This window comes from Azospirillum lipoferum (assembly GCF_024170005.1).
Taxonomy (GTDB): Bacteria; Pseudomonadota; Alphaproteobacteria; order Azospirillales; family Azospirillaceae; genus Azospirillum; species Azospirillum lipoferum.
The window spans coordinates 341,802-367,195 of record NZ_JALJXJ010000006.1 but is presented as its reverse complement, the minus strand read 5'-3'; the positions used below and the strand labels follow the sequence as shown (position 1 = coordinate 367,195).

The following is a 25,394-nucleotide window of genomic DNA, read 5'->3' as shown; positions in this document are numbered from 1 at the left end:
CTCCCCGCCAGCGTGCCCGTGAAAGGATGTTCTGGCGCGACCCAAGTGTTTGACAGCCGAAGATGCCGCGCACTCCCGCCGCCGGTCACAGCGCGTCGGCGGTTGCGGACTCGATGGCGACGGTCGCCGTCATGCCGGCCGCCAGTTCGACGCCGGGCGGCACCCGGTCGATATGGATGCGCACGGGGATGCGCTGGGCGAGGCGGACCCAGCTGAAGGTCGGCTCGACGTTCGGCAGGCCGCGATGGCCGGGCGTTCCGTTGCTGTCCTCGATCCCCCGGCCGATGCTTTCGACATGGCCGGAGAGCGCGTCATCGAAGCCCATCAGCATGATCTGCGCCGGTTTGCCGACACGGATGCGGCGCAGCTTCGTTTCCTCGAAATAGCTGGTGATCCAGAAGCTGGCCGCATCGAGGATGGCGATCTTCGTCACGCCCGCCGTGGCATAGTCGCCGGGCCGCAGCCGCAGATTGGTGACATACCCGTCGATCGGCGCCCGGATCGTCGCCCGTGCGAGATTGAGCTTGGCAAGATCGAGCGCAGCCACCGCAACTTCGTAAGTCGCTGCCGCCTGTGCGGCGGCGCCGGCCGTCTGTTGCAGATCCTCCTGCGAAATGACCTCGCGGAGCTGGCTTCGCCGCCGCGCCGCCGCCTGGCGAACGAGCATGTCCTGGCGTCTGGCTTCCGCCTCGGCCTGTGCGGACGCCACCGCGAGCGAAAACCGCTTGGCATCGATCACATAGAGGATGTCGCCACGACGCACATACTGGTTGTCGACGACGGAGACGGCGCCCACGGTCCCGGATACCTCCGGCGCGATCTGGACGACTTCCGCGCTCACCCGGGCATCCCGCGTCCAGGGCGTCTGCTCGTGACGAGTCCATACCTGCAATGCCACGAGGGTGGCAACCGTGCCGAAGGAAAGGGTCAGGGCGTAGCGCCCGAGCAGGGACAGCACAGGTTTCATTGGAATGTTCCGCTGGATGGCAGAGCCTGCAGGAGCAGGCCGTAGAGGATGGCGAAGGTGGCGAGTTCGACGAGCGGCCGGCTCGCGGTCAGGCGGAAGAGTCCCGCGGCCGCGAAGAGGCGGACCATCGCGACGGTGCCAGCGAGGGCGGCCAGGGCGAGCACCAGCAGACCGGGGAGGAAGACGCCTCCGATGTCGAGATCGGGAATCATCGGTCGTTCTCCCAATTCATTGCGCCGCTCGGACCCAGGGCGAACCGAAGGTCGATGAGCAGGTCGAGCAGCCGAACGCGGTCCACAGTCGGGCTTTCGGCGATCCGCGCCATCAATGTTTCGATGCGCCGGTGCAGAGCGATGGCATCGGAAGGTTCCGCCCGGTATCCAGGGCCGAAGCGCAGGGCAATCGCGGTGAGAAGCTCGAACCCGTCATTGCCGATCCGGCCGTCATTGTCGGCACCGTCATCGGCATCGACCTGCCGGATCGCCTGATGAAGCCGACCGGCGGCGTGACCGACACGGAGGTGGTGCAAGGTGTCGTCAAGCACATCCGGGTGGGATGTCCCGGACAGCCGGAGCCTCGGCAGCAGCAGCGCCGTCCGGTCGATCATGAGGCTTGTCCAGTGCGCCTCGTCGGGTCCGCCGCCCAGGGCCCGCCGCCTGACATCCTGCCGATTCAACCGAAGGAGCCGGCCGATCGCCGCATCGACCGGGATCGTCTGGAACAGGCTCATGCTCACGACCGCGAATCCCGTCGCCGCAAACAGCGCGACGATGCTGTTGAGCGACCCGGCGAAATCGCTGGCATAGGTGGCGCCCAGCCCCGAAAGAATCGGGATCGTCAGGGTGATGCCAAGCGCCATGAACGCCGTCGGGGGCCGCGCTTGCAGGGAACCGGCGACCAGGAAGGCCGGCGCGAGCACCGCGACGAGACCGGCGAAATCCGTCACGCGGGGCAGGACGACGAAGCTGTAGACCAGGCTGACCGCCACGCCGACGACCGAGCCGGCCATATATTTGACGACATTCGGCGCCGGCGTGTCGACATTGCCGAACAGGGCGCAGCAGACGCCCAGAATCGATACCGCCAGTCCGCCCTCCGGCCAGGCCGACCAGATCCAGAACGCACAGCCGATGACGATGCCGACGACCGCACCGAGCGCAGACCGGGCCGCCATCCAGGGATCGCGGTGATAGACATAGCCTGTCGCACGCCCGGATCGGAGGTGCGATGCGGAGTCCGGCGGCCGGGCGGCGGCGCGTGCGAGGCTCCGTTCAAGCCGGTCGCACTCGTGAAGCAGGCCGATCATCTCGGCGAGGTGCCCGGCGAGGTTGGCCGCGAGCCTGTCGCCGACCGTCACGGCATCCGCGGCGATGCGTGTCCGCACCGTCCGGGCACGATGGATCAGCTGGATCGCACCGGCGTCCCGCCCGACCGCATCGGCGGCAGCGAACCAACAATCCAGTCCACCCAGCAGCGCGGTCAGGTCATCGGGCAGGCTGTGGTTTCCGGTGCGGAGGGCATGGATGCGCTCCTCGACCTCCGTCGCGAGCGGAAGCAGTCGCGCGAGCCGGTCATGGATCAGTTGCAGCGTCTCCAGGCTCGGCGTTACCGGGACCGGATCGTATGGCAGGTGACCGGCCAGCCCTTGCAGGGCGAGAAGATCCCCCGCGAGCCGGTCGCGGTCGCGGCGGGTCTCCTGCCCTGAGTTTCCGCGGAGTGCGTCGCCCGCCAGCCGGCGGGCGTCCCGCAGCGTTGCCGACAGCTTGGCGGTGAACTGGCCGGTCATGCGCTTCGGCAGGACGAAGCGATGGACCAGGACGGCGCAGAGGATGCCGATGGAGATCTCCTGGACCCGCACCGATGCCGTATCGAAGATGGCGGCGGGATTGAACACGCCGGGGAAGCCGATCAGGCTGGCGGTATAGCCGGACAGAACGAAGGCATAGGCCCGCGCGGTGCGGTCGAGCAGCGAGAGGGTGAGGCACAGGCCGATCCAGCCGGCGAGCACCATGCTGCAGACAATCGGATCGTTCACGAAACTGGGGATGATCGCCACGGTGGCCACCGCACCGACGACCGTCCCCGCAAAGCGATAGACGCCGCGGCTGAGCGACGCGCCGGCCGAGTTCTGCGAGACGATGTAAACGGTGACGATGGCCCAGGAGGGTTTCGGCACACCCGCACGCAGCGCGATGTAGTAGGCCAGCATCGCCGCGGCGAAGCTCTTCGCCGAAAAGAGCAGCGCATCCGCATCCGTCCGCAACGCGGGGAACCGGGATTGCAGTGACCATGCGTGTCCGATTGCCGCGATCCGGATGGCGATGCCGGTGACGGCGAAAAGCCGGTTTGATGGATGTTCGGTTCTCATGCCGGAGAGTATCGGTGCGTTGCGCAACCAGATAAATTAGGTACCCTGTCAAAAAATCCCTGAATCATGCCAAAGTCGATCATGCCGAAACCCATGTCCGCGTCCCGGTCGGCCGTTTCCGTCTTCGACCCCGATCTGGCGGATCGGCCTGCGGTCGCACGCCTGCTCGACTTCGCGGAATACGAGGCGGAAGTGCCTGTGCATGTGCACCGGAGGGGTCAGCTGATTTTGGCTCTGCATGGCGCCGTCACCTGCACCGTCGACGATGAAATCTGGATCGTGCCGCCCGACTGCGGAGTCTGGATTCCAGGCGGTATGCCGCACAGCGTCAGGACGACGGCGAATGCCCGGCTCAGCTACCTGTTCGTGGAACCGGGAGCCGCAAGCCTGCCCGATGTCTGCTGCACCCTGTCGATTTCTCCCCTGGTGCGGGAACTGGTCAACCGGCTGACCGGCGAAGTATCGGACTATCCGCCGGACAGCCATGCCGCCCGGCTTGCACGGGTGACGCTGGACGAACTGGCCGGGATGCCGCGTGAACACTTCAACCTGCCCATCTCCAACGATCCGAAGATCCGGGCGATCGCCGACGCCCTGACGATCGAACCCTCCGACCGCAGCACATTGGGGCAATGGGCGAAGCGCGTCGCGATGAGCGAGAGGTCGCTGGCTCGTTTGATGATCCGGGAGACGGGCCTGACCTTCGGACGCTGGCGACAGCAGTTGCACCTTGTCGTCGCACTTCGTGAATTGGCCAGCGGGGCGACGGTGCAGACTGTGGCGGATTCGCTGGGTTATGAGTCGGTCAATGCTTTCATCACGATGTTCAAGAAAGCTCTGGGAAGTACACCGGCACAGTATTTCAGTCGACGCAGGGTGAAGTTGTCACAATCCCGAATCAAAACAAGGCCCATAGGTGTTGGGGCCGGAACTCATAGCCGATAACCGACGAGAGCAGTGATCTGGACGGTAGCGAGGAGATTCCGCGGCGGCGATGATCCGGATTACTGCCGTCGGCTCCAGAAAGGGCGGTCGGCGAAACGCCGGACCTCGCCATAGACGGCGCGGCGCTGGCTGAGGAACTGGCGCACCGCCTCATCGAGCGTCGTCGCGTAGCGCTCCAGCGGCCGGGAATCGCCGTCCAGCATCGCCAAGGCCCCTTGCGCCGCCCGCCGGCCGGCCCACAGGGCCGAGGTCAGGCCGTGCGACGACAGCGGGTCGAAGGCCGCCGCCGCGTCGCCGGCCGCCGCCCAGCCCTCCCCCGCCGCCCGCTCCAGCCACGTGGTGCCCGCGCTGGCGAGACGCGGTGCCGCGGCGATCCGGTAGCCGGCGCTGTCGAGCCAGCGCGCCGTCCATTCGGTCTCCGCCAGCATCGCCCGCCAGCGCGCGGGATCGCGCGACAGGCCGCGCGGCAGCCGGTCGGGGTCGGAGAAGAAGGCCAGCCCCATCCGCCGGTCGGGCAGCAGGGTGGCGTACCACCAGCCCTCCGCCGCCGCCTCGATCAGGGTGGCGGGAGTCGGCTCGACATCGTCGATTGTCTGGGCGAGGAAATCGCAGGCCGCCACCAGCCGGTCGGCGCGGCGGCGGCGGACGAAACGGCGGGCCACCACCGCTGCCCGGCCGCTGGCGTCGATCAGGAAACGCGCGGCCAGGAAACGCGGGGCCCGCTCGGTTCCGTCTTCCAGGGTCAGGCGCCACAAAGCGCCATCCCGCCTCACGCCGTCCCGCTCGGCGCCGGCCAGCGGGATGGCCAGCCGGGGGACGCCGGCCTCCGCCACCGCGGCCGTCAGCGCCCGCTCGAAGACCCGGCGGTCGAGCACCCGGCCCGGCCCCTCGGTATGGGTGATGGCGTTGCGCTGGGCCAGCACCGGCGCCGCCCAGGCGGCGTAGGTCGCGTTCGCCACCCGGTGCGGACCGGCGGCGATCCGATCCGCCAGCCCGAGTTCGGCCAGCAGGGCATTGGCGGCCGGCGAGAGGAACTCCCCCGGCCGGTCGCCCGCCTCCCCCTCCGGACCGATCACCAGGACGGAGCGGCCGGCACCCGCCACCGTCAGGGCGGCGGCGGCACCGGCGATGCCGCCGCCGATGACGGCGACGTCGAACAGGCTCATTTCCGTTTCAGCCCCTTGAAGGGCGGCTGGTCGGTGAACAGGTCCATCGAGCCGCGGTCGACCTCGACATAGAGCACCGGCGGGATCTGCTTCGGGCGGTTCTCGTCGATCGGGCCGTCGCGGCGCACGACGAAGCCCATCCGGTCCCACAGATAGATCATCTGGTTCAGGCCGTCGGTGTAGCTGGCCTCGGCGTGGTAGCCGATGCCGGCGACGCCGCGCGCCCAGGCGACGCGGCTCTCGAAGAACTTCACCCGCTGGGCCGGCTCCAGATCCTTGTCCATCACCTGCTCGTAATAGAGCTGCGGCAGCACGTCGATCGGCAGCAGGGCCGGCCACCAGGTGGCGTTGGGGAAGTCGTTGGCGAAGGTCACCTGCTGGCAGCTGAAGGCGTCGCACTGCCAGGGCAGGCCCATCCAGCGGGTCAGGTCGCCCGGCATCTGCGGCGCCACCGCCGGCGGCACCCCCTCGTAGCCGCCGAAGGCCTTCTCCGGCGTCAGCAGCAGGCCGAGATTCTGCACCAGCGACTTGTCGCGGGTCTCCGACAGGGCGATGCGGAAGGGGCCGCGGTACAGCTCCCCGTGGCGCAGCGGCCAAGTCAGCTCGACGCCGGGGTGGAAGGCGCCGCCCGAACAGGGCTCCAGCGCCGCGCGGGTCAGCGCTTCCGGCTGTTCGGACAGCGGGATCTGGTCGAGCGTAGTGACCGGCGCCGCCTTGGTATCGATGTCGTTGACGAAGTCGCCGGCCGCCCAGGCCTGGAGGATGGCGTATTGCTGCTTGGGCATCTTGAACCAGCGCAGCGGCGAGGCGCTGTAGTTGATGCCGTCGCCCAGCATGTAGGGCAGCTTGTACTGCTGCAGCTCGTCGGAGTTGGGGTCGCGGATCGCCTGCAGCACGCTGTCGCGGAAAGCCTTGTTGGCCGGCGACGGGTCGGCGAGCTGCGCCACATAGGCGGGATCGGCAAAATTGCCGACCTTGATCCAGGCCTGGTCGAGGTTGGAGGCCGCCGCCACCCAGTCCATCAGGGCGAGCCGGTGGAAGAAGGGGTAGATGTATTTCTGGAAGGACAGCTTGCCGTCCTGCGTCTTCGGCGGCGTGCCGGTGACGTCGTTGATGACGTCGTAGAGCGAGACGAAGGGCGGGATGTCGGGCGCGAAATCGGGGCCGCAGGCGGCGACCCAGCCGTTTTCGGCCTCCATCGCCGGGCCGCCGGACTTGAAGGTGACCTTGGCCTGGACGACGCCGTCGCACCAGTCGTCGTGCCAGCCGTCATTGTCGGAGAAGTTGCTGATCGGGTTGTCGGGCACCGCCGACTGCGACACGCCGTCGCCGGGGAAGACCAGCAGGCGGCCCGCCGCGTCGGTGCGCAGGTGGCCGAGCTTGACGTCCAGCTTCTTCCAGAAGCGCCCGACCATGTCGAAGGCGCGGTCCGTGCCGGCCTGGTTGGTGCTGACACCGGAGATGCTCTTCGGGCCGGGGTTGATCACCAGCATGTCGGCGCGGTCACGGTCGCCGGTGATGAACTGGTTGCGCTTCTGGCCGGGAAGGCCGGGCGCCTTCTCGCCATTGTCGAGCGGGTTGTTGAAGCCGTACCAGGCGGCCTTCGTGTTGGCGACATGGACGGTCCAGTCGATCGTCGCCTCCGCCGCCGTCACCTCGCGGATCACCTCGCCCGCCTTGTTGAAGGCGTAGACGCGGAAGCGCTGGACCTGCTTCTTGACCTTCTGGTCGCCATCCTTGTAGCGGCCATCGGCCTGCGGCGGCAAGCCGGGCACCTCCGGCGCGTAGAACCATTCGGGACTGTTGCCGACGCGGCAGATGCCGAGCGGCGGATAAACCGCGAGCCGCGCGACCGCGCTGTCGGCGGGCGGTGCCGAGGGGGCGTTCTGGGCGAAGGCGGCGCGCGCCAGGAACGGCAGCGCCATCGGCCCCAGGCCGGCGATGGTCCCGGCGGTGGCCAGGAAGTCACGCCGCTTGAGTCCGGTTGCCGGGCGGTCGTTGTGATCGGCGCTCATCGTCGTTCCCCCATCGCAAATAGGTTGTCTGGCTGGTTGATGATCCTGTGACGGACCATAGCAAATCACCACATTCCCATATGCGTGCATTATTGAAACTAAAATCTCCTTAAGAGAGGTGCTCCCCGATACAAATTGCGCATTCCAATCGCCGCGATCCTATGATCCTCGCGGCGTCACTCGCCAGCGAGGCCGGCCGCCCTGGCAGGGTCCCTGGCTGACCCGGTGGTCTCGTTGACGCCATTGCCCTGGGGCTGCAAAGCGGCTTGAAGGGCCGAAACTGTCGATTGACCTGAAATATCAAAAATATGACTGCTTCTATCAAGCAGTTTGGAGCCATTTCCCAAATCTTGATTGGGCAAAACGTCTATCGGCATCAGCAGCAATAGACCCCACTGACCAAGCTTCTGCCAGGAAGGGCGCTATCCGTGACACAGCGATCAAGCCCAGGAAAATCATTGGCTACCCGGTATTCCGGCCAGGGAAACGAAGCGGGACTATCAGGAAACAAGAACGCAGCCTTAGTTGTTGCAATCAATAATAAATAACATAACGCCGCATATTTTTATTTATTTTCAAAATCTCTTCCTATTATTTTCCTCCACAAGTCATATTAATAAAATAAAGCATCCGGAAGATCAGGAAACTGATCGCATTTCTTCGAACGCCCCCTCCCGACCACCCGCACCTGCCGGGCGAGCGGCCTCCGCCGCCATCGTGAGCGCCGGAACGCTCGCCCCCGGCGTTTTCAGGAAAGAACGACGCAATGAGCGACCTGCCCCGGATCGATTTCCTCTATCTCTCGGAACAGGACATGGTGAAAGCCGGCGTGACCGACATGGCCGCCTGCGTGGACACGATGGAAGACATGTTCGTGCTGCTGCACACCGGCGATTACCGGATGGCAGGCGCCAACAACGATTCCCACGGCGCCATGGTCGTCTTCCCGGAAAACTCGCCGTTCCCGACCATGCCGAAGCCGACGGCCGACCGCCGCTTCATGGCGATGCCCGCCTATCTTGGCGGCAAATACTGTACCGCGGGAATGAAATGGTACGGCTCCAACATCGCGAACCGCGAGAAAGGCCTGCCCCGTTCGATCCTGATGTTCACGCTGAACGACGCCGATACCGGCGCTCCCCTGGCGCACATGTCCGCCAACCTGCTGTCCGCCTACCGGACCGGTGCTGTTCCCGGCGTCGGGGCGCGGCATCTGGCCCGCCGGGACTCGCGGGTGGTCGGCGTCTATGGTCCCGGCGTCATGGCGAAGACCTCGCTGGCGGCCTTCATGGCGACCTGCCCGAACATCGATACGGTGAAGGTCCAGGGCCGCGGGCAGAAAAGCCTCGACAGCTTCATCTCCTGGACACGGGAGACCTATCCGCAGATCACGACGATCGAGATCGTCCACGACATCGAGACGATCGTCCGCGGTTCCGACATCGTCACCTACTGCGCATCCGGCGAGACCGGCGACGTTTCCAAATATCCCGTCGTCAAGCGCGACTGGGTCAAGCCCGGCGCGTTCCTGTCGATGCCGGCCTCCTGCGAGATCGATGCCGGCATGGAGAAGTCCGACATCCGCAAGGTGATGGACAACATCGGCCTCTACGAGGCGTGGTTCGAGGAACTGCCCAAGCCCGCCCATGTCCATGTCCCGGTGATCGGCGTCCGCTTCATGGACATGATCCATGAAGGGAAGATGGACCGCGAGGAACTGGAGGATCTGGGCGCCATCTGCGCCGGCGCCCGGCCGGGCCGCCGCAACGACGAGGAAATCATCATCCTGTCGGTCGGCGGCATGCCGGTGGAGGACGTCGCCTGGGGCACGGTCGTCTACCGCAATGCCGTGAAGAAGGGGATCGGCGTCACGCTCAATCTCTGGGACACGCCGGTGCTGCGCTGATCCTCTTCTCCCCTGCCCCTTTCCCCTGGCATTTGAAAGCATCCGAAATGGTGAAAATCACCAAGGTCAAAACCGGCACGAAGCTGGAGGAGGTCAGCAGCTATTCGCGCATCGTCGCGGTGGATGACTGGATTTTCGTGTCCAACACCGCCGGCCGCAATCCCGAGACGAAGGAAATTCCGGCCGACGTGACCGCCCAGACCCATCAGGTGTTCGACAACATCGAACGGGCGCTGAAGGCGGTCGACGCCAGCTTGGCCGACGTGGTGTCGACCCGGGTGTTCATCCAGAATCCGGAGGACACCCCCACCGTCATGGCGATCTTCGGCGACCGGTTCCGCGGCATCGATCCGACCACGACCGTGACCTGCCCGCCGCTGGGCTCGACCGTCTACAAGGTGGAGATCGAGGTGACCGCCTACCGCGGCAGCGGCAGGGCGGAGGTGGAGCGGATCACCGTCTCCCCCTGATCCCCCCGCCCGCCTCCCCTCCCCGCACCTTCCGCATCAAGGACATCCGCCATGGCCCCGGTCATCTCTCCCGTCCAGACATCCACGGCTCTGCCCAAATCGACGACCGTCGTCGTGATCGGGGGCGGGATCGTCGGGCTGATGACCGCCCTCACCCTCAGCGAGCGCGGCGTCCCGGTGGTGGTTCTGGAAAAGGGGCGGCTGGCGGGAGAGCAGTCGTCCCGCAACCTCGGCTGGGTGCGCAAGACCTCCCGCTCCGCCCCCGACCTGCCGCTCGCCCTGGAATCGGACCGGTTGTGGGCTGGAATGAACGCCCGCACCGGCGGGGATGTCGGATACCGGCAGGCCGGGATCATGTTCCTCGCCAGGACCGAAGCCGAACTCGACGTCCATCGCCGGTGGATGAAGACGGCCGAGGCCCTGGCGCTGGACACGCGCATCCTCTCGCCGGCGGAGGTCGACCGGCTGGTGCCGGGAGGCGTGGGCAGATGGGCCGGGGGCATCCACACCCCGTCGGACGGCCGCGCCGAGCCCACCCTCGCCTCCAGCGCCATCGCCGCCGCGGCGATGGCGAAGGGCGCCGTCATCGTGGAGAACTGCGCCGTCCGCGACCTGTCCCGGTCCGGCGGCAGGGTGAGCGGCGTCGTCACGGAACGGGGGGAGATCGCCTGCGAGGAGGTCATTCTCGCCGGCGGCCTGTGGTCCCGCCGCTTTCTCGGCAATCTGGGCGTCTTCCTGCCCACCCTGCCGCTGGTGTGCTACGCGATCCGCACCGCCCCGATGGACGGCCCGACCGAGATTGCCGTCGGTGCCCCGGACTTCTCCTTCCGCAAGCGCAGGGACGGCGGCTTCACCATCTGCCAGCGCGGCGCGGTCGGCTCGCCCCTGGTCCTCGACCATGCCCTGCTCGGCCTGCGCTATCTGCCGATGTTCCGCGAAGGCCGCAGCCAGCTGCGCATCAGCTTCGGCAGGGAGTTCTTCGAGGATCTGATGCTGGCGCGCCGCTGGCGTCCCTCCGCCACCACGCCGTTCGAGAAGTTGCGGACGATGGACCCGCGCGTCGATCACGGCATCAATGCCGAGGCGATGGAGAATATCAGGTCGGCCTGGCCCGTCTTCGCCAATGCCCGGATCGAGGAGGTCTGGGGCGGCACGATGGACATCACGCCGGACTCCCTCCCGGTGATCGACAAGGTCGGGGCGATTCCCGGCCTGACTCTGGCAACCGGCTTTTCCGGCCACGGCTTCGGCACCGCCCCGGCGGCAGGCCAGCTCGCCGCCGATCTCGTGACCGGTGGAACGCCGATCGTCGATCCGGCCCCCTACCGCCTCGGCCGGCTGCAATAATCGGAGCGTTCCTCCGACGGTCCGGTTCCCGGCCGCCTCGATCGACCCGCCTCGCGGTCGGTCGCAGGCGGCTTTTGCGCTTGCCACCGGCCGGCATGGATTTGATATTCAAGGTCATAATCCCGCAAGCCGGATGCCGATCATGCCGAAGAAAGCGTCTTCTGGCGATGAGCCCAAGATTTGGGCGATGGTGACGCAAAGCCTGATCGATGCGTTGAAAAACAGAGGCTATGCACCCGACAGCCTGCTGGGCCGCTTCGAGCTGTCGGAGGCGACGCCGCGTGATCCTTACCGCGACATTCCCCTGCGCAACTATGTCGCCGCCTTCGAGGCCGCCGCCGTCCATGTCAAGGATGGCAATTTCGGGTTGTCCGTCGCCCGCAACCTCTCGCCGCTCACCCTCGGGCCGGTGGGGTTGCTGTTCACCACCGCCCCCACGCTGGGGGCGGCCCTCAAGGGCTTCATCGAATACAACTGGCTGGTCCAGCAGGGAACGACCTGCAGCATGACGCGGGACGGAGACGCCTGCGTCTTCCGCTACCGCATCGAGGACAAGCGGATCTTTCCGCGCCGACATGACGCGGAGTTCTCGCTGGCGATCGTCGTCGAGATGATGCGGTCGCTGGCCGGCCCGGCCTGGCGTCCGCTGGAGGTGCATTTCGAGCATGCGGCCCCCGCCGGCCTCAGGACCCACGACGCCGTTTTCAAGGCGCCCCTCTATTTCAACCAGCCGGCCAACGAGCTGATCTTCCCCGCCGCCGACCTCGCGATTTCCCGCAGCGGCGTCGACCAGCGGGTCAGCGGTTTCGTCGAGCATTACCTCGGCATGCTGCGCGAGCGGGCGGCGCCCACGCAGTCGCTGGAAGACAAGGTCCGCCGCATGGCCTCCGACCATTTCCCCGGCGACGGCTGCTTCGGCATGGAATCGACGGCCCACGCCCTCGGCCTGTCGCCCAGTACCTTGCAGCGCTCCCTGCGCCGGGCGGGGGAGAGCTTCTCGTCCATCAAGCAGGACAAGCGGCGGGCGCTGACGGCGAACTACCTGACCGGATCGGACCTGTCGATCACGGAAATCGCCCATGTCCTGGGCTATGCCGACGGTGCCTGCTTCACCCGCGCCTGCCGCCGCTGGTTCGGCATGACGCCGTCGATGTACCGGAAGCGGCACAGAGTGCAGGAGCGGATGGCGGATGCGGAATGACGCGGGGGCCGGAAGTCTCTCCCGACTTCCGGCCCCTGTCTCGACGGCGTAATCGCGAACGGTTCAGTCGAAGACGCGGCCGAGATTCTCGTACAGGTCGGGCTTGCACAGCCGGATCACCCGGGCCAGCAGCAGCCCGCCCAGCCCGAAGGCCAGCACCACCACCGGGAAGGCCTGGACGATGTGGCTGTCGCTGCCGGTCAGCAGTTCGAGATTCTCGGTGACCAGGAAGAAGGCCCCGATCAGGCCGGCGGTGGCGACGGCCGGCATGACGAGGGTGGAGAGCAGGCCATGCTCGCCGCGGTGGTTGCGCTGGAAATACATGATGATCGCCAGGGAAACCATGATCTGCACGGCCAGGATGCCGAGGACCGCCAGCGCCGACATCCAGGAGAAGACCACCGCGAACCCGTCGGCGCCGCCCAGCACGAAGGCCAGCAAAATGCCCCCGGCGGAAAGGGTCTGCACGGTGCCGGCGACATGGGGGGAATTGTGGACCGGATGGATCGCCGCCAGCTTGTGCCACGCCACCCCCTCGCGGCCGAGCGCGAAGAAATAGCGGTTCAGCGTGTTGTGGAAGGACAGGACGCAGGCGAAGAAGGACAGCGCCAGCAACCCGTTCATCAGTGCGACCGACCAGCCGCCCAGCACCTTCTCCGCCGCCACGAAATAGAGGGTTTCCTTGTTGTTCATCGCCTCCTGCTGGATTTGCGAGAAGCCGTAATACTGGGCGATGGCCCAGGTCGAGAAGGCGTAGAACAGGGTGATGAGCAGCACGGCGACATAGGTCGCCCGCGGAATGGTCACCGCCGGATCGCGGGCCTCCTCGCCGAAGATCGCCGTCGATTCGAAACCGATGAAGGAGCCGACGACGAAGACCAGGGCGATGCCCAGCCCCGGCCCGAACACCACCGAGGGCGAGAAATTGTTCAGGGTCAGCCCTTCGGGCCCGCCGCCCTGGAACAGGATGCCGAGATCCAGCAGAAGCAGCACGACGAATTCGAGGATCATCGCGACGCCGAGGATCCTGCCGGAGAAGGAGATGTTGCGCTGGCCGCAGAGATGCACCAGCAGAAGCATCGCGAACGACCATGCGTACCACGGCACCGCGACGCCGTGGCCCTCCAGCATGCCGGACATGAAGACGCCCGCCAGCGCATAGACCGCGATCTGGACAGAGCTGTAGGTCAGCAGCGAGATCAGCGCGCCGCCGACCGCCAGATGCCGGCCGAGCCCCTGGGCGATATAGACATAGAAGGCCCCGGTGCCGCCGACATGATGGCTCATGGCGGTGAATCCGACGGAGAAGACGATGTAGAGCAGCCCGGCCAGCACGAAGGCGCCCGGCACCCCGGCGCCGTTGCCGAAGGCGAAGGCGGCGGGCGACGCCCCCACCACCGCGGTCAGCGGGGCGGCGGCGGCGACGACGAAGAAGACGATATGGAGAAGTCCGATGGAATTCCGCGACAGGCGCTCCCCTTTGGGCGCATGGGCGGTTGCGTCGAGGGACATGAGACTGACTCCCTGTGTAGGTTTTTATTGGTTCTGGACTATGAACGCATTTTCCGGAGGACCCATTGTATTCCGCGCCATTTTTCCGATAGAGTGCGCCAAGCTCCCGGCTGCGGACCGCCCTCCATGCCTCCGTCCAATACTCTACCCTCAAGCCAGAGATCGGCGCTGATCCGGGCCTCTGCTCTTGCTCCCCTCTTCACCCATCTGTTGCAATACAAGATGGATATTGCTGAGTTTTTGGGCAGACATGGCTTGATTCAGGGCATGGTGACCGATCCCTACTCACGACTCCCTCTGGCGCAATATGTCAGGTTGTTCGAGAGCGTGGCGAGCGACCTGAAGGAGCCGAATCTGGGAATCAAGCTGGGTTTGAAGATCCGGCCGGCCGACATCGGTCCGATGGGGGTGCTGTTCTCGCTATCCCCCACCGTGAGAGTCGGGTTCGAACGGCTCTCCACTTACGCGAAGGCCTTGCAGGGTGGTACCCAGTCGACCCTGTTCGAGGTGGGCGAGGATCTGGTCTGGAGCTACCGGATCGCCGATGCGGCACTCTGGCCGCGCCGTCAGGATGCCGAATACACGCTCGTGGCCAACTGCCAGCTGGTCAGGTCCTGCTTCGCGCCGGACTGGCGACCGGTCGAGGTGCATTTCGAACATGCCGAGGAAGGGGACGCCGCCCTTCTCCAGCGCGTTTTCCGGGCGCCCGTGCTGTTCCGGCAATCGGGAAACCGCTTCGTCATGCGCCGCGACGATGCCTCCCGCGTCCATCGGACGGAGGACCGCGGCCTGACCACCATCCTCGAACGTCACATCACCGACCTGATCGGGCAGGAATATGCCGAGGAAACCATCGTCGAGCAGGTCCGCGCGCTGATCGCCCTCTATCTTGGACAGAAGCCGATCACGGTCGAAACGCTCGCCAGCGATCTGAGGATGTCGTCGCGCAACCTCCAGCGCCGGCTGGCCGAGGAGAATACCAGCCTGCGCGACCTGCTGACCCAGCACCGGCAGCAGATGGCGCAGGTCTACCTGTCCCAGAAGGGCGCACGGATCTCCGAGGTGGCCAGCACGCTCGGCTACTCCGACGAAACGGCGTTCTGGCGCGCCTTCCGGAAATGGACCGGGGTGGAGCCGAGCGCCTTCCGCCGGGACGCCCGGCGGGACGATGACGGGACGGCCGGCGAAGCCGACCCCGACTGAAAACTCTTCACCCGCGGGATTGCCGGCGGCCGAGGGAGCGCATGAACTCTTCGGTATGGCCGCCCAGCGCATCGGCCAGCGCCTTCACGTCGCCGACGTCGCGCGCCAGCCCGCCGACCGCGTCGCGGGTGTCGCCCGTCAAGGCCTCGCAGGCGCCGATGCGGTCGGCGGCACTCGCCGTCTGGCCGGCGACATGCTGGATTCCGCGCGAAATCTCCTCCGTCGCGGTGCGCTGCTGCTCGACGGAGGCGGAGATGCCGGCCATCACCTGCCCCAGCTTGCCGATGGCGCCGGCCAGGGCGCCGGTCGAGTCCGCCGCCTCCCGCGCGACCGCCTGGATGCGCGCGACTTCGGCGCCGATCTCCTCGGTGGCCCGGGCGGTCTGCCCGGCCAGCGCCTTGACCTCGGTCGCGACCACCGCGAAGCCCCGTCCCGCCTCGCCGGCGCGCGCCGCCTCGATGGTGGCGTTCAGCGCCAGCAGGTTGGTCTGGTTGGCGATGGTGCGGATCAGATCGACGATGCCGTCGATCCGCCGGGCGGCGGCATCGAGACGCCCGACGATCTGCCGGGCCTGTCCGGCCTGCCCGTCGGACCGTTCCGTCACCTCCAGACCCGACAGAAGCTGCCGGCCGATTTCCGAGATCGAAGCCGAAAGCTCGATCGCCGCCGAAGCGACCCCGTCGGCCGCACCGTTCGCCGACGACACCGCATCGGCGCCGACCTTCGCCAGCCGGCTGGCATCGACGGCCAGTTCGGACAGCCTCGCGGCTTCCCGCACCGCCGCCCCGACCTTCCGCGTCAGGTCCGCCTCGACGGTCCTGACGGTGGTGCTGAAGGCGCCGGACAGGTCGCGCAGGAAGTCGCCCAGCTCCTTCTGGCTGCGCTGTTCCGCCTGCCGCGCGGCGACCAGCGCGTCGATGTTCTGCCAGAAGCTCAGCATCACTCCATGGCCGGCGATCCGGCAGGTCATCAGGGTGATGACGACGTGGAAGAGCGTGCCGTCCTTGCGGACATGCTGCCATTCGAAGCGGTGGTGGCCGTTGCGCTGCGCCAGCTCGACGATCTCCAGGCTGACATCGGCCGACCGCCGGCCGTCCGGCTGGTATTCCGGATCGAAATCGTCCGGCGACACGCCGAGAATGGCCTCGCGGCTGTCGTAGCCCAGCATGCGCAGCGCCGCATCGTTGCAGTCGACGACGACGTCCCGATACACCAGCATGAAGGCGTCGGGCGACGATTCGAAGATATGGCGGAACAGGTGCCGCCGGAACCGCCGGCCGCCCGGCCGGCCTGCAAGGATCGCATCCAGCATGTCTCTACTTTCCACAATGCGGCGGCGCCGATGGTCGTCTCACCGGTAGGCGACGCAGACCGACTTGGTCTCCAGATAATTGTCGAGCGCGCCGCGCCCGTGCTCCCGGCCGATCCCCGACTGCTTGAAGCCGCCGAAGGGCATGTTCTGGTCGGGCAGATTGTGGCTGTTCACCCACACCGTCCCGGCCTGAATCCTGGGAACGTAACGCATCATCTTGTTGAGGTCGGTCGTCCAGATCGACGCCCCCAGCCCGAAGCGGGTGTCGTTGGCGAGCCGGATCGCCTCGTCGGCATCGCCGAAGGGGGTGACGGTGACGACCGGGCCGAACACCTCCTCCTGCATCAGCGCCATGTCCTGGCGCACATCGACGAACAGTTCCGGCGCGACATAGAAGCCGTCGGCGGGCGCGCTGCCCCGGATGACGGGCTTGGCGCCCTGTTCGATGCCGCGGGCGATGCAGGCCTGGACATGGGCCTTGTGGCGGGCCGAGACCAGCGGGTTGATCTGGTTGCGCGGGTCGAGTCCGGAGCCGATGGACAGGCCGCGCGTCAGGCCGGCGACCGCATCCAGCACGCGGTCGTAAACGCCCCTCTGCGCATAGATGCGCACGCCGGCGCAGCAGGTCTGCCCGGTGTTGAAGAAGCTGCCGATCCCGGCGGCGACGCCCAGCAGATCGAGGTCCATGTCGTCGAACATGACCATCGGCGCCTTGCCGCCGAGTTCCAGCGTCACCCGCTTCATGTCGCGCACCGCCTGGACGCCGATCAGCTTGCCGGTCTCGGTGGAGCCGGTGAAGCTGATCTTGGCGATGCCGGGATGGGCGACCAGCGGCGCACCCGCCGCCTCGCCCATGCCGGTGACGACATTGACCACGCCCTCCGGGATGCCGGCCTCCAGGCAGAGCTGCGCCAGCCGGATGGAGGTCAGCGGCGTCTCCTCCGCCGGCTTCAGCACGACGGTGCAGCCGGCGGCCAGGGCGGGCGCCACCTTCCAGGCCGCCATGGTCAGCGGGAAATTCCACGGCGTGATCGCCGCGACGACGCCGACCGGCTCCTTGCGCGTGAAGGCCTGATAGCGCATGCCCGGCGGGAGCGGGATCGACACGTCGAGGGTGGAGCCCTCGATCTTGGTCGCCCAGCCGGCCATGTAGCGGAAATACTCGGCCGCCCCCTGGACCTCCAGCAGCCGCGACATCATGATCGACTTGCCGTTGTTCAGCGTCTCCAGCTGGGCCAGCTCCTCGCCGTTCGCCTCGATCAGATCGGCCAGCCGCAGCATGGCCGCCTGGCGCTGCGTCGGCAGCAGGCGCGACCACGGCCCTTCGAACGCCGCCTGCGCCGCGGTGACGGCGGCATCGACATCCTCGGCGGCGCCGGCCGGAACCTGCGCCAGGATCCGTCCCGTCGCCGGGTCGTAAACCGGATAGGTGCGGCCGCTCAGCGCCGGGACGGACCCGGTGCCGATCACCATCGCCGGCGCCTTGAGAAATTCGACGACCGCAGGGGAAAGCTGCTCCACGACGCTGTCGGGCTGCGCGATTTTCATGATGTCTTCCTGTTCATGGCCGGCGGCGGGGCCGGCAATTGCGTTCTTCGCTCACACCGCGGCTTGACCGCCCGGCGGTGCGGCGGTCATTGCGTCCGGCGGACCAGGACGAAGTCGTATTCGGCCAGCCATCCTTCATTCGGGTTTTCAGCCGGCTTGAAATCGACGATCAGCTGGTCCTTGACCCCGAACACCGCGTCGGACTCCAGATAGCCGTCACCGGCGACGAAGATGTGCGTGATCAGGCGCTCGAAGCCCGGAGCGCCGATCAGGAAATGCATGTGGGCCGGCCGCCAGGGATGGCGCCCCAGCGCCGCCAGCATCAGCCCCACCGGTCCATCGGACGGGATGGGATAGGACACCGGCTTGACGCCGCGGAAAGCGTAACGACCGTCCTCCCCGGTCAGGAAGACGCCGCGGTTGTTGAAGGGCGGCTGGATGTCCGGCTGCTGCACGTCATAGAAGCCGTCCGCATTGTCGGACCAGACATCGACCGTGGCACCGGCGACCGGGTTGCCGTCGGTGTCGAGCACCCGCCCGCGGAACAGGCATGGTTCACCCTTGCCGTCGAGGCTGATCGACTCCCCCATCGGACGGACCGGTGCGCCGTCGACATGGAACGGTCCGAAGACCGTGCTCGGCGTCGCCGGGGCCGGTGCGCGGTGATTGATGGCGTCGACCAGCATCGACACTCCCAGCACATCCGACAGCAGGATGAATTCCTGCCGGGTCCCGCTGCACATCCGCCCCGTCTCGGTCAGGAAGCCGATGGCCTGCTCCCATTCGGCCTCGGTCAGCGCGACGTCCTTGATGAAGCCGTGCAGATGGGTGATCAGCGACGCCATGATGCGCCGCAGACGGGGATCCGCCCCGGCGCCGATGCGGTCGATCACCGTCTCGGCGGAGCGGGCTTCGCTGAAGTAACCGGACATCGTCCCTCCTTCACGAGGACAGCGGTTCCGCCCCGTCCCAGGCGCGCGCGATCAGATCGCGCAGGGCCGGGCGTTCGAGGGGACGGGGATTCCAATAGGGGTTGGACAGGGCCAGATCGGCGGCGCGGTCGATCCCGTCCTCCGGCATTCCGAGATCCTTCAGCCCGGCAGGGGCGCCGACGGCCCGGCCGAGGCGGAACAGCGCCGCCGCCGGATCGGGGCCGAGAACGCGGGAAAGCTTCTCCATCGCGCCGGGAATCGCCGGCGCGTTGTAGGCCAGCGCATGGGGCAGCACGATGGTGTGGGTTTCCGAATGGGGCAGGTCGAAGCTGCCGCCCAGCGTGTGGCACAGCTTGTGATGCAGCGCCATGCCGACCGACCCCAGGCAGATGCCGCACAGCCACGCGCCGTAGAGTGCCCGGCTGCGGGCGGCCAGATCGCGGGGATCGGCGGCAATCGCCGGAAGCGCGCCGGCCAGCGCGCCGACGGCCTCCACCGCCAGCGCGTCGATGACCGGATTGCTGTCGCGGGCGTAGAGCGCCTCGACGGCGTGGGCGATGGCGTTGATGCCGCTGGTGCCGGACAGGCCGGCCGGCAGGCCGAGCGTCAGCTCGACGTCGTAGATCACCACCTCCGGCAGGATGCGGGGCGACGATTGCGTCCGCTTCTGCCCGTTGCTGGTCTCGCCCAGGATCGGCGTCATCTCCGACCCGGCATAGGTGGTCGGCAGCACGATCTGCGGCAGGTCGGTGCGCAGCGCGATCGCCTTGCCGAGGCCGGTGGTCGATCCGCCGCCGATGGCGACGAGGACGTCGGCCTTGAGGCTGCGCGCCCGGTCGGCCGCGAAGTCGCTGATGTCGACCGGCGTGTGCATCGCCGCGCCGGGAAAGACGCCGGCGGCACGCGCACCCAGCAGGGCGGCGAGCCTGTCCGCCTCGTCCTGCTGTGCCGGGGTGGAGAGGATCAGCGCCCGCTTCGCCTCCAGCCGGTCGACCTCGTCCGGCAGCCGGGCGATGGTTCCGGCGCCGAAGATCACGCGGGCGGGATTGCCCACATAGGTGAAGCTGCGCGGTTCCGCGCGGAAATCCTTGGGCGTGTCCATGTCAGAATCCTCCGGCGTGCGAGAGCGGATAATCCACCTGATGCCGTTCTACCCGCAACCCGTCGAGCGCGTCGCGCACGCTGCGGTGGGCCGGATGATCGGCATAGCTCCGCAACGCGTCGGCGCTCTCGAAGTCGGTGACCAGAACCATGTCGCAGGCATAGGACATACGGCTCTCGTCGATGCCGATCTCCAGATGGGTCATTCCGGGAATGATGCCGCGCAGGGATTCGAAGCCGCGCTTCACCCTCTCCACATTGATCCTCTTTTCGTCGGCCGTCGCCCCGGCGACACGCCACATGACGATGTGGCGTATGGGGCGGCGGACGATTGCAGGATCGCTCATATGCAGCTCCTTGGGCTTTACCGGGGAAACTCTGGCCGCCGAAACAGCGGGAAACGGGGATTGAGGCCCACACGGATCATCAGAGGCTGACACCGGACGATTACGGGATAAATCACGTATTTTGGGAAAGAGCGTTGCAGGTTCTGCAAAGACGGATCGGCTCGGCGCTCGCCGGAAACCTCCAACCTCCCTGATTCAGCCCCTTGCCAAAACTGCTGGATATGTGAACATTACCGTAATTCATCCCGGACGGCGCAACAATGGACAGACTCACCGAACTCGAGGTGTTCACCAAGATCGCCGAGGAGAGCAATCTCAGCCGGGCTGCGGATGCGTTGGGCATCTCGGTCTCCGGAGTCAGCCGGCATCTGGCCAGCCTGGAAAACCGGCTCGGCGTCCGCCTCGTCCAGCGAACCACCCGCCAGCTGTTCCTGACCCCCGAGGGCGAAAGCTTCTCCGCGAACGCGCGCGAGATTCTGGCGACGCTGCGCGAGGCGGAGGCGAGCGTCAGCATGGTCGTCGCACAGCCGCGCGGGACATTGCGCGTCGGCGCGTCGCTGTCCTTCGCGCTGCTGCACCTGATGCCGGTCATCCGCGAGTTTCGTGCCCGTCATCCGCTGGTCCAGATCGACCTCAAGGTTTCGAACCGCTATCAGGATCTGGTGGAGAGCGGCCTGGATCTCGCGATCCGCACCCGCCGGGTCGAGATGGACAGCAGCGTCACCATCCGCAAGCTCGCCGAAACCAGGCGCCTGATCGCCGCCGCTCCCGCCTATCTGCGCGACCGCGGCACGCCGGCCGAACCGAGGGATCTGCTCAAGCACGACATGCTGCTCTACAGCCTCTCCGACGATCCCGAACACCTGAACCTCGCCCGCAACGGGGAACTGGTGCGTATCCCCCTGGTCGGGCAGATGGTCTGCAACGACGGTCAGGTGCTTCGCCAGGCAGCACTCGACGGGCTGGGCATCATCGTGCAGCCGGCCTACATCATCCATGCCGACATCAAGGCCGGGCGGCTGGTCCGTATCCTCGCGGACTGGGAGCTGCCGCGCCTGACGATGAATCTGGCCTTCCCGTCGCGAAGCCATCTTCCGGCCCGTACCCGGCTGTTCATCAACGCCCTGGTCGAGTATTTCTCGCGGAACGATTTCGAGGCGGAGTGGGACGCCGGTCCGAAATGAGAGGGCCGGGGTTGGCGCCGCCGCGGCGGCGCTCCCGTTCCCGTTTTTACGGCTGCATCAGCACCGACTTGGTCGGGTAATCGGACGCCCAGGTCGCCGGCAGCGGGGCGACGAACACGTTCTCGGTCCGGGTCCGGGTGATCTTCCAGGTCCCGTCCGGCTCCTTGCGGAAGCCGTTGTTCAGGCGCGAGGAGCGCAGCAGCGCCTTGCCGTCGGAGAACAGCCAGGGCTGCATGTGGACCCATTGCCCATCCGCCGTGCGCCCATCCCCGTGAACATGGATCTGTTCCGAGGTGAGATAATGGCAGTTGAGGATCAGCGCCGGATCCTGCCGGCTGCCCCAGAAATTCCGGAAATGGCCGCGCAGCGCCTCCTTGCCTTCCAGGCGGCCGAACTGGTTGGAGTAATATTCCCCCACCCCTTCCCAGACCGCATCCTCGCTGTAGAGTTGCAGGATCAGCTCGATACGGGCCAGATCGTCGGCGACGCCGAATTCGGGATTGGGCGTGTCGCACAGGAACATGTAGCGGGCCTGCAACCGGCGGATATCGGCCTCGGCCTCCAGAACCTCGATCCGCCGGACGAGGGTCGCAACATCGGCAGCACCACCTGTTGAGTTCGTCATCGCTCTGGGTCTCGCTTGATTGTCGGGAAGGGGAATGGTTCGCAGTGGGCGGCCGAATGCGACGCACGGTCCACCAGCATCCGCAAAGCGGGATTCGCAAGACACGGTAGCGCCACCCCCTTTACCGTCAAGCGGTAATAATCACGTAATTTTATTTCCATTCGAGGCCGTCGGGGTGGAAATCCCTGCCCTTCCACGGCTTTGCACCCCGACAGGCCGGTTCCCGGTGCGTGCAAAGTACTTTTGCAGAAAATGGGAGAATCTTACGTCATCAATCATGTTACCGTGATGTTCAATTTCAAGACAGTCCGCAAACTGGACGATCTTTAAAAACCGCCACTCCCGCCTTGACAGGGATGGCGGCCCTTCGTCGTGGGCGAACAGTAAACAACTGAAAACAAAAGAATATTTTCAGATATCCCTTCAAGATTCCGATTGACCGTGCGCCGATTTACGGTAATTTTCACGTAACGACCGGCGGCCGAAAGCCGAAGTTCCCCTCCCATTCATCCGGACGACACCATGGCAACGCCACGCAACAATCATGGGGCGATCTTCACGGATCTGCTGGAGCTTGGCGCTCCCGGCGGTCTGACGGTCGCGGTGAAGGACTGCCTGGACATCGCCGGCTTTCCGACCCGCTGCGGATCGGCGGCGTTCGACCATGCCCCGGCGGCGTCCCGCCATGCCGCGGTGGTGGAGGCGCTGCTGGCGGCAGGCTGCCGGATCGTCGGCAAGACGACCATGCACGAACTGGCCTATGGCATGACCGGCATCAACGCCCGTTTCGGCACCCCGGTCAATCCCGGCTGGCCCAGCCTGATTCCGGGCGGCTCCTCCTCGGGATCGGCGGTGGCGGTGGCCGCCGGTCTGGTGGATTTCGCGGTCGGCACCGACACCGGCGGCTCCGTCCGCCAGCCGGCGGCCTGCTGCGGGGTGTTCGGCATGAAGCCGACCTTCGGCCGCATCGACCGCCGGGGCGCCAGCCCCTCCGACAGCTCGCTCGACTGCATCGGCCCGCTGGCGCGCAGCGTCGCCATGCTGGAACGCGCGATGGCGGCGATGGATCCGAGCTTCCTTCCGGCGAAGGGCCTTGACCGCCCTCCCCGCCTCGCCCTGCTCCGCCACCCCGATGGTGTGGAGGCGGATCGCGAGTGGGCCGGTCTCCTGCCCGCATCCGTTGCCGGGATGCCCCGGGTGGAACTGCCGCTGCTCGACGACGCCTTCCAGGCCGGCATGACCGTCATCGCCCGCGAGACCCACCGGACTTTCGGTCATCTCCTGTCGAACCCGGCGGCACTGGGCGATGACGTCCGCGCCCGTCTGGCCGCCGCCGGAACGGTCACCGACGAGGAACTGGCAAGGGCCGAGGATGTCAGGACGCGCTTCACCGTCGCGGTGGACACGCTGCTGGCGGACTGCGACGCCCTGGTCACCCCCGCCCTGCCGATGCCGCCGCCCGGTCTCGATGCGGCGCGCGATCCGAAGGCCGTCCTGCCGCTGACCCGCTTCCTGCGTCCCTTCAACCTTTCCGGACATCCGGCGATCGTCCTGCCGGCGGTCGATGCCAGCGGCCTGCCGCGCGGCATCCAGATCGTCGGCCGCAAATCCGAAGACCCCCAGCTCTGCGCCATTGCGGCCTGGCTCTGCATGGCCGAACCGAACTTCCAGGCGAAGGACCAGTCCCATGACTCCACGCAACGCGCCGGCCGCGACGGCGCTTGAAACCCTCAAGTCGGAAATCCGCGCGCGGCGCGACGAGTTCCACAAGCTCCGCCATATCCCCGTCGACATCGTCCGCAAGTTCCAGGAGGCCGGCGTCTATCGCGCCTTCGTCCCGACCCGCTTCGGCGGCGACGGCTGCTCCCCGGCGGAATTCTGCCGGCTGGTCGAGGAGATCTCGACCGCCGACGCCTCGGCCGGCTGGGTCGCCAGCTTCGGCGTCTCCTCGACATATCTGGCGGCGCTGCCGACCGAAACCTACGCCGCCATCTACGGCGCCGATCCCGACACCGTCTTCGCCGGCGGCATGTATCCGCCGCAGCCCACGCGCAAGGTCGCGGGCGGGCTGGAGTTCTCCGGCCGCTGGCCCTGGTGCTCGGGCGTGATGGGCGCCTCGATCGTCGGCGGCGGCATCAAGGTGGACGGGGAGTCGAGCGCGCTCCTGCGCACCGCCGTCATGCCGCGCAACGAGGTCACGGTGCACGAGACCTGGGACACCATCGGCCTGCGCGCCACCGGCAGCCACGAGGTGACGGTCGAGAACATCGTGGTGCCGGAGGAATGGACCTTCATCCGCGGCGGCAAGCCGTCGATGGACGACGCGATCTTCCGCTATCCCGCGATGGCGCTCGCCTCGCACGTGCTGGCCGTGGTGGCGCTGGGCACGGCGCGGGCCGCCATCGACTGGGTGCGGCAGGATGCGATCCGCCGCAACTCGATCACCGGTGCCCCCAGCCCGGCGGCGCGCGGCTATGTCCAGATGGGCATCGCCCAGGCGGAAGGGTTGCTCCTGGGTGCGCGGGCGGCCTTCTACGACACCATCGAACAGGCCTGGGACCTGATGCTGACCAAGGGCGAGGTCGACCGGCCGATGCAGATCCGCCTGCGGCAGGTCGCCTCCAAGGCGGCGCAGGACGGGGCCGAGGCCGCGCGCATCGCCTTCGTGCTGGGTGGCTCGGATTCGATGAACAGCGGCCACCCGCTGGGTCGCTGCATGATCGACGCCGCCTGCGTGGCGCAGCACGCCTTCATCGGCGCCGGAAGCTGGCAGATGGCCGGCGCCGCCCTGCTCGACCAGCCGGCGGCCCCCGGCTTCCCGTGATCCGGCCCTTTCCGTGGGGCCGCCAAACCGAACTCAGAACAGGGAACAGACCCGATGAGCGAGAAGAAGCCGATCCGCACCCTGCTGTGCATCGCCGTGCAGCAGAATTTCTTCGACCTTCCCTTCGATCAGACCGGTCCGGTATGGACGGCGACGAAGCAGTTCCTGGCCACCGTCCACAGGATGCCGGGCGTCACCGTGCTGGGCACCATCGACGACGACGAGACGATGGTCGGCACTTCGCCCACCGGGTTCCCCTGGACCTGCTACCTGCTGGGCGATTTTCCCGACCGCGACGCGGTGGTCGCCGCCTGCAACCTGTTCCGCACCATCGAGGTCGGCGACCAGGGACACCGGCTGTGGCGCTACATGCGCATCGAGGCGCGCATGGGCCGGCCGCTGCCGACGCCCGAACTCTGAT

22 protein-coding genes are annotated in these 25,394 nt (G+C 67.0%); 10 read left to right on the top strand and 12 right to left on the bottom strand.

Annotated elements, in window-relative coordinates:
- Window positions 1-85 precede the first annotated feature (85 nt).
- The 3 genes from J2848_RS16050 to J2848_RS16040 are packed head-to-tail and all read right to left on the bottom strand — an operon-like array spanning window position 86 to window position 3,230.
- Window positions 86-967: an efflux RND transporter periplasmic adaptor subunit gene (locus J2848_RS16050; protein WP_149231777.1), complete on the bottom strand. Its 882-nt coding sequence runs from the start codon at window positions 965-967 to the stop codon at window positions 86-88.
- On the bottom strand, window positions 964-1,179 hold the full coding sequence (locus J2848_RS16045; RefSeq protein WP_149231778.1) for a DUF1656 domain-containing protein: 216 nt from the start codon (window positions 1,177-1,179) through the stop codon (window positions 964-966). Before J2848_RS16045 ends, J2848_RS16050 begins: the two co-directional genes overlap by 4 nt.
- The gene (locus J2848_RS16040) at window positions 1,176-3,230 is read right to left on the bottom strand and encodes an FUSC family protein (protein WP_376992983.1); all 2,055 of its coding nucleotides are present in this window, start codon (window positions 3,228-3,230) and stop codon (window positions 1,176-1,178) included. The genes J2848_RS16045 and J2848_RS16040 overlap by 4 nt, the downstream gene beginning before the upstream one ends.
- Window positions 3,231-3,428: 198 nt before the next feature.
- Here J2848_RS16040 and J2848_RS16035 point away from each other — a divergent pair, with 198 nt between their 5' ends.
- Window positions 3,429-4,280: an AraC family transcriptional regulator gene (locus J2848_RS16035; RefSeq protein WP_149232051.1), complete on the top strand. Its 852-nt coding sequence runs from the start codon at window positions 3,429-3,431 to the stop codon at window positions 4,278-4,280.
- A 59-nt stretch (window positions 4,281-4,339) separates the two neighbouring features.
- Here J2848_RS16035 and goxB read toward each other — a convergent pair whose 3' ends face one another.
- Both goxB and goxA read right to left on the bottom strand, forming a co-directional pair.
- Entirely contained in the window at window positions 4,340-5,446 is a 1,107-nt protein-coding gene (goxB, locus tag J2848_RS16030; RefSeq protein ID WP_149231780.1) for a glycine oxidase maturase GoxB, read from the bottom strand.
- Complete coding sequence (gene goxA, locus J2848_RS16025; RefSeq protein WP_149231781.1) at window positions 5,443-7,461, bottom strand: CTQ-dependent glycine oxidase GoxA; 2,019 nt, start codon at window positions 7,459-7,461, stop codon at window positions 5,443-5,445. Before goxA ends, goxB begins: the two co-directional genes overlap by 4 nt.
- Window positions 7,462-8,227: 766 nt before the next feature.
- Here goxA and J2848_RS16020 point away from each other — a divergent pair.
- The 4 genes from J2848_RS16020 to qhpR all read left to right on the top strand — a co-directional run bounded on the left by J2848_RS16020 (window position 8,228) and on the right by qhpR (window position 12,385).
- On the top strand, window positions 8,228-9,367 hold the full coding sequence (locus J2848_RS16020; protein ID WP_149231782.1) for an ornithine cyclodeaminase family protein: 1,140 nt from the start codon (window positions 8,228-8,230) through the stop codon (window positions 9,365-9,367).
- 47 nt (window positions 9,368-9,414) lie between these two features.
- Window positions 9,415-9,837 (top strand): RidA family protein, encoded by a 423-nt coding sequence (locus J2848_RS16015; protein WP_149231783.1) that lies wholly within the window; start codon window positions 9,415-9,417, stop codon window positions 9,835-9,837.
- 51 nt (window positions 9,838-9,888) lie between these two features.
- Window positions 9,889-11,184, top strand: a complete 1,296-nt coding sequence (locus J2848_RS16010; protein ID WP_149231784.1) for an NAD(P)/FAD-dependent oxidoreductase — start codon at window positions 9,889-9,891, stop codon at window positions 11,182-11,184.
- A 187-nt stretch (window positions 11,185-11,371) separates the two neighbouring features.
- On the top strand, window positions 11,372-12,385 hold the full coding sequence (gene qhpR, locus J2848_RS16005; protein ID WP_149231785.1) for an AraC-like transcriptional regulator QhpR: 1,014 nt from the start codon (window positions 11,372-11,374) through the stop codon (window positions 12,383-12,385).
- Window positions 12,386-12,448: 63 nt separating this feature from the next.
- On the opposite strand, the gene J2848_RS16000 is transcribed toward qhpR, so the two are convergent.
- A complete protein-coding gene (locus J2848_RS16000; protein WP_149231786.1) occupies window positions 12,449-13,897 on the bottom strand; it encodes an APC family permease in 1,449 nt (482 codons plus the stop codon).
- Window positions 13,898-14,023: 126 nt separating this feature from the next.
- Here J2848_RS16000 and J2848_RS15995 point away from each other — a divergent pair, with 126 nt between their 5' ends.
- Window positions 14,024-15,100: an AraC family transcriptional regulator gene (locus tag J2848_RS15995; RefSeq protein WP_149231787.1), complete on the top strand. Its 1,077-nt coding sequence runs from the start codon at window positions 14,024-14,026 to the stop codon at window positions 15,098-15,100.
- 7 nt (window positions 15,101-15,107) lie between these two features.
- Here the strand turns inward: J2848_RS15995 and J2848_RS35930 are convergent, their stop codons facing one another.
- From J2848_RS35930 to J2848_RS15965, 5 genes are all read right to left on the bottom strand, one after another.
- On the bottom strand, window positions 15,108-16,412 hold the full coding sequence (locus J2848_RS35930) for a methyl-accepting chemotaxis protein (RefSeq protein WP_149231788.1): 1,305 nt from the start codon (window positions 16,410-16,412) through the stop codon (window positions 15,108-15,110).
- A gap of 39 nt (window positions 16,413-16,451) precedes the next feature.
- Complete coding sequence (locus J2848_RS15980) at window positions 16,452-17,960, bottom strand: aldehyde dehydrogenase family protein (RefSeq protein ID WP_149231789.1); 1,509 nt, start codon at window positions 17,958-17,960, stop codon at window positions 16,452-16,454.
- 86 nt (window positions 17,961-18,046) lie between these two features.
- Complete coding sequence (locus J2848_RS15975) at window positions 18,047-18,892, bottom strand: intradiol ring-cleavage dioxygenase (RefSeq protein ID WP_149231790.1); 846 nt, start codon at window positions 18,890-18,892, stop codon at window positions 18,047-18,049.
- 10 nt (window positions 18,893-18,902) lie between these two features.
- Window positions 18,903-19,994, bottom strand: coding sequence for a maleylacetate reductase (locus tag J2848_RS15970; RefSeq protein ID WP_149231791.1), 1,092 nt, complete (start codon window positions 19,992-19,994; stop codon window positions 18,903-18,905).
- A gap of 1 nt (window position 19,995) precedes the next feature.
- Window positions 19,996-20,340, bottom strand: coding sequence for a Dabb family protein (locus tag J2848_RS15965; RefSeq protein ID WP_149231792.1), 345 nt, complete (start codon window positions 20,338-20,340; stop codon window positions 19,996-19,998).
- A gap of 260 nt (window positions 20,341-20,600) precedes the next feature.
- On the opposite strand from J2848_RS15965, the gene J2848_RS15960 reads away from it, so the two are divergent.
- The gene (locus J2848_RS15960) at window positions 20,601-21,524 is read left to right on the top strand and encodes a LysR family transcriptional regulator (protein ID WP_149231793.1); all 924 of its coding nucleotides are present in this window, start codon (window positions 20,601-20,603) and stop codon (window positions 21,522-21,524) included.
- 46 nt (window positions 21,525-21,570) lie between these two features.
- Here J2848_RS15960 and J2848_RS15955 read toward each other — a convergent pair whose 3' ends face one another.
- A complete protein-coding gene (locus J2848_RS15955; RefSeq protein WP_149231794.1) occupies window positions 21,571-22,149 on the bottom strand; it encodes a nuclear transport factor 2 family protein in 579 nt (192 codons plus the stop codon).
- Window positions 22,150-22,671: 522 nt separating this feature from the next.
- Between J2848_RS15955 and J2848_RS15950 the strand changes: the two genes are divergently transcribed.
- Genes J2848_RS15950 through J2848_RS15940 form a run of 3 tightly spaced genes read left to right on the top strand, consistent with a single transcriptional unit; the run spans window position 22,672 to window position 25,393 of the window.
- Complete coding sequence (locus tag J2848_RS15950) at window positions 22,672-23,874, top strand: amidase (RefSeq protein WP_149231795.1); 1,203 nt, start codon at window positions 22,672-22,674, stop codon at window positions 23,872-23,874.
- Window positions 23,837-24,973, top strand: a complete 1,137-nt coding sequence (locus J2848_RS15945; RefSeq protein WP_149231796.1) for an acyl-CoA dehydrogenase family protein — start codon at window positions 23,837-23,839, stop codon at window positions 24,971-24,973. Before J2848_RS15950 ends, J2848_RS15945 begins: the two co-directional genes overlap by 38 nt.
- Window positions 24,974-25,027: 54 nt before the next feature.
- The gene (locus tag J2848_RS15940; RefSeq protein WP_149231797.1) at window positions 25,028-25,393 is read left to right on the top strand and encodes a hypothetical protein; all 366 of its coding nucleotides are present in this window, start codon (window positions 25,028-25,030) and stop codon (window positions 25,391-25,393) included.
- The last annotated feature ends 1 nt before the right edge of the window (window position 25,394 follow it).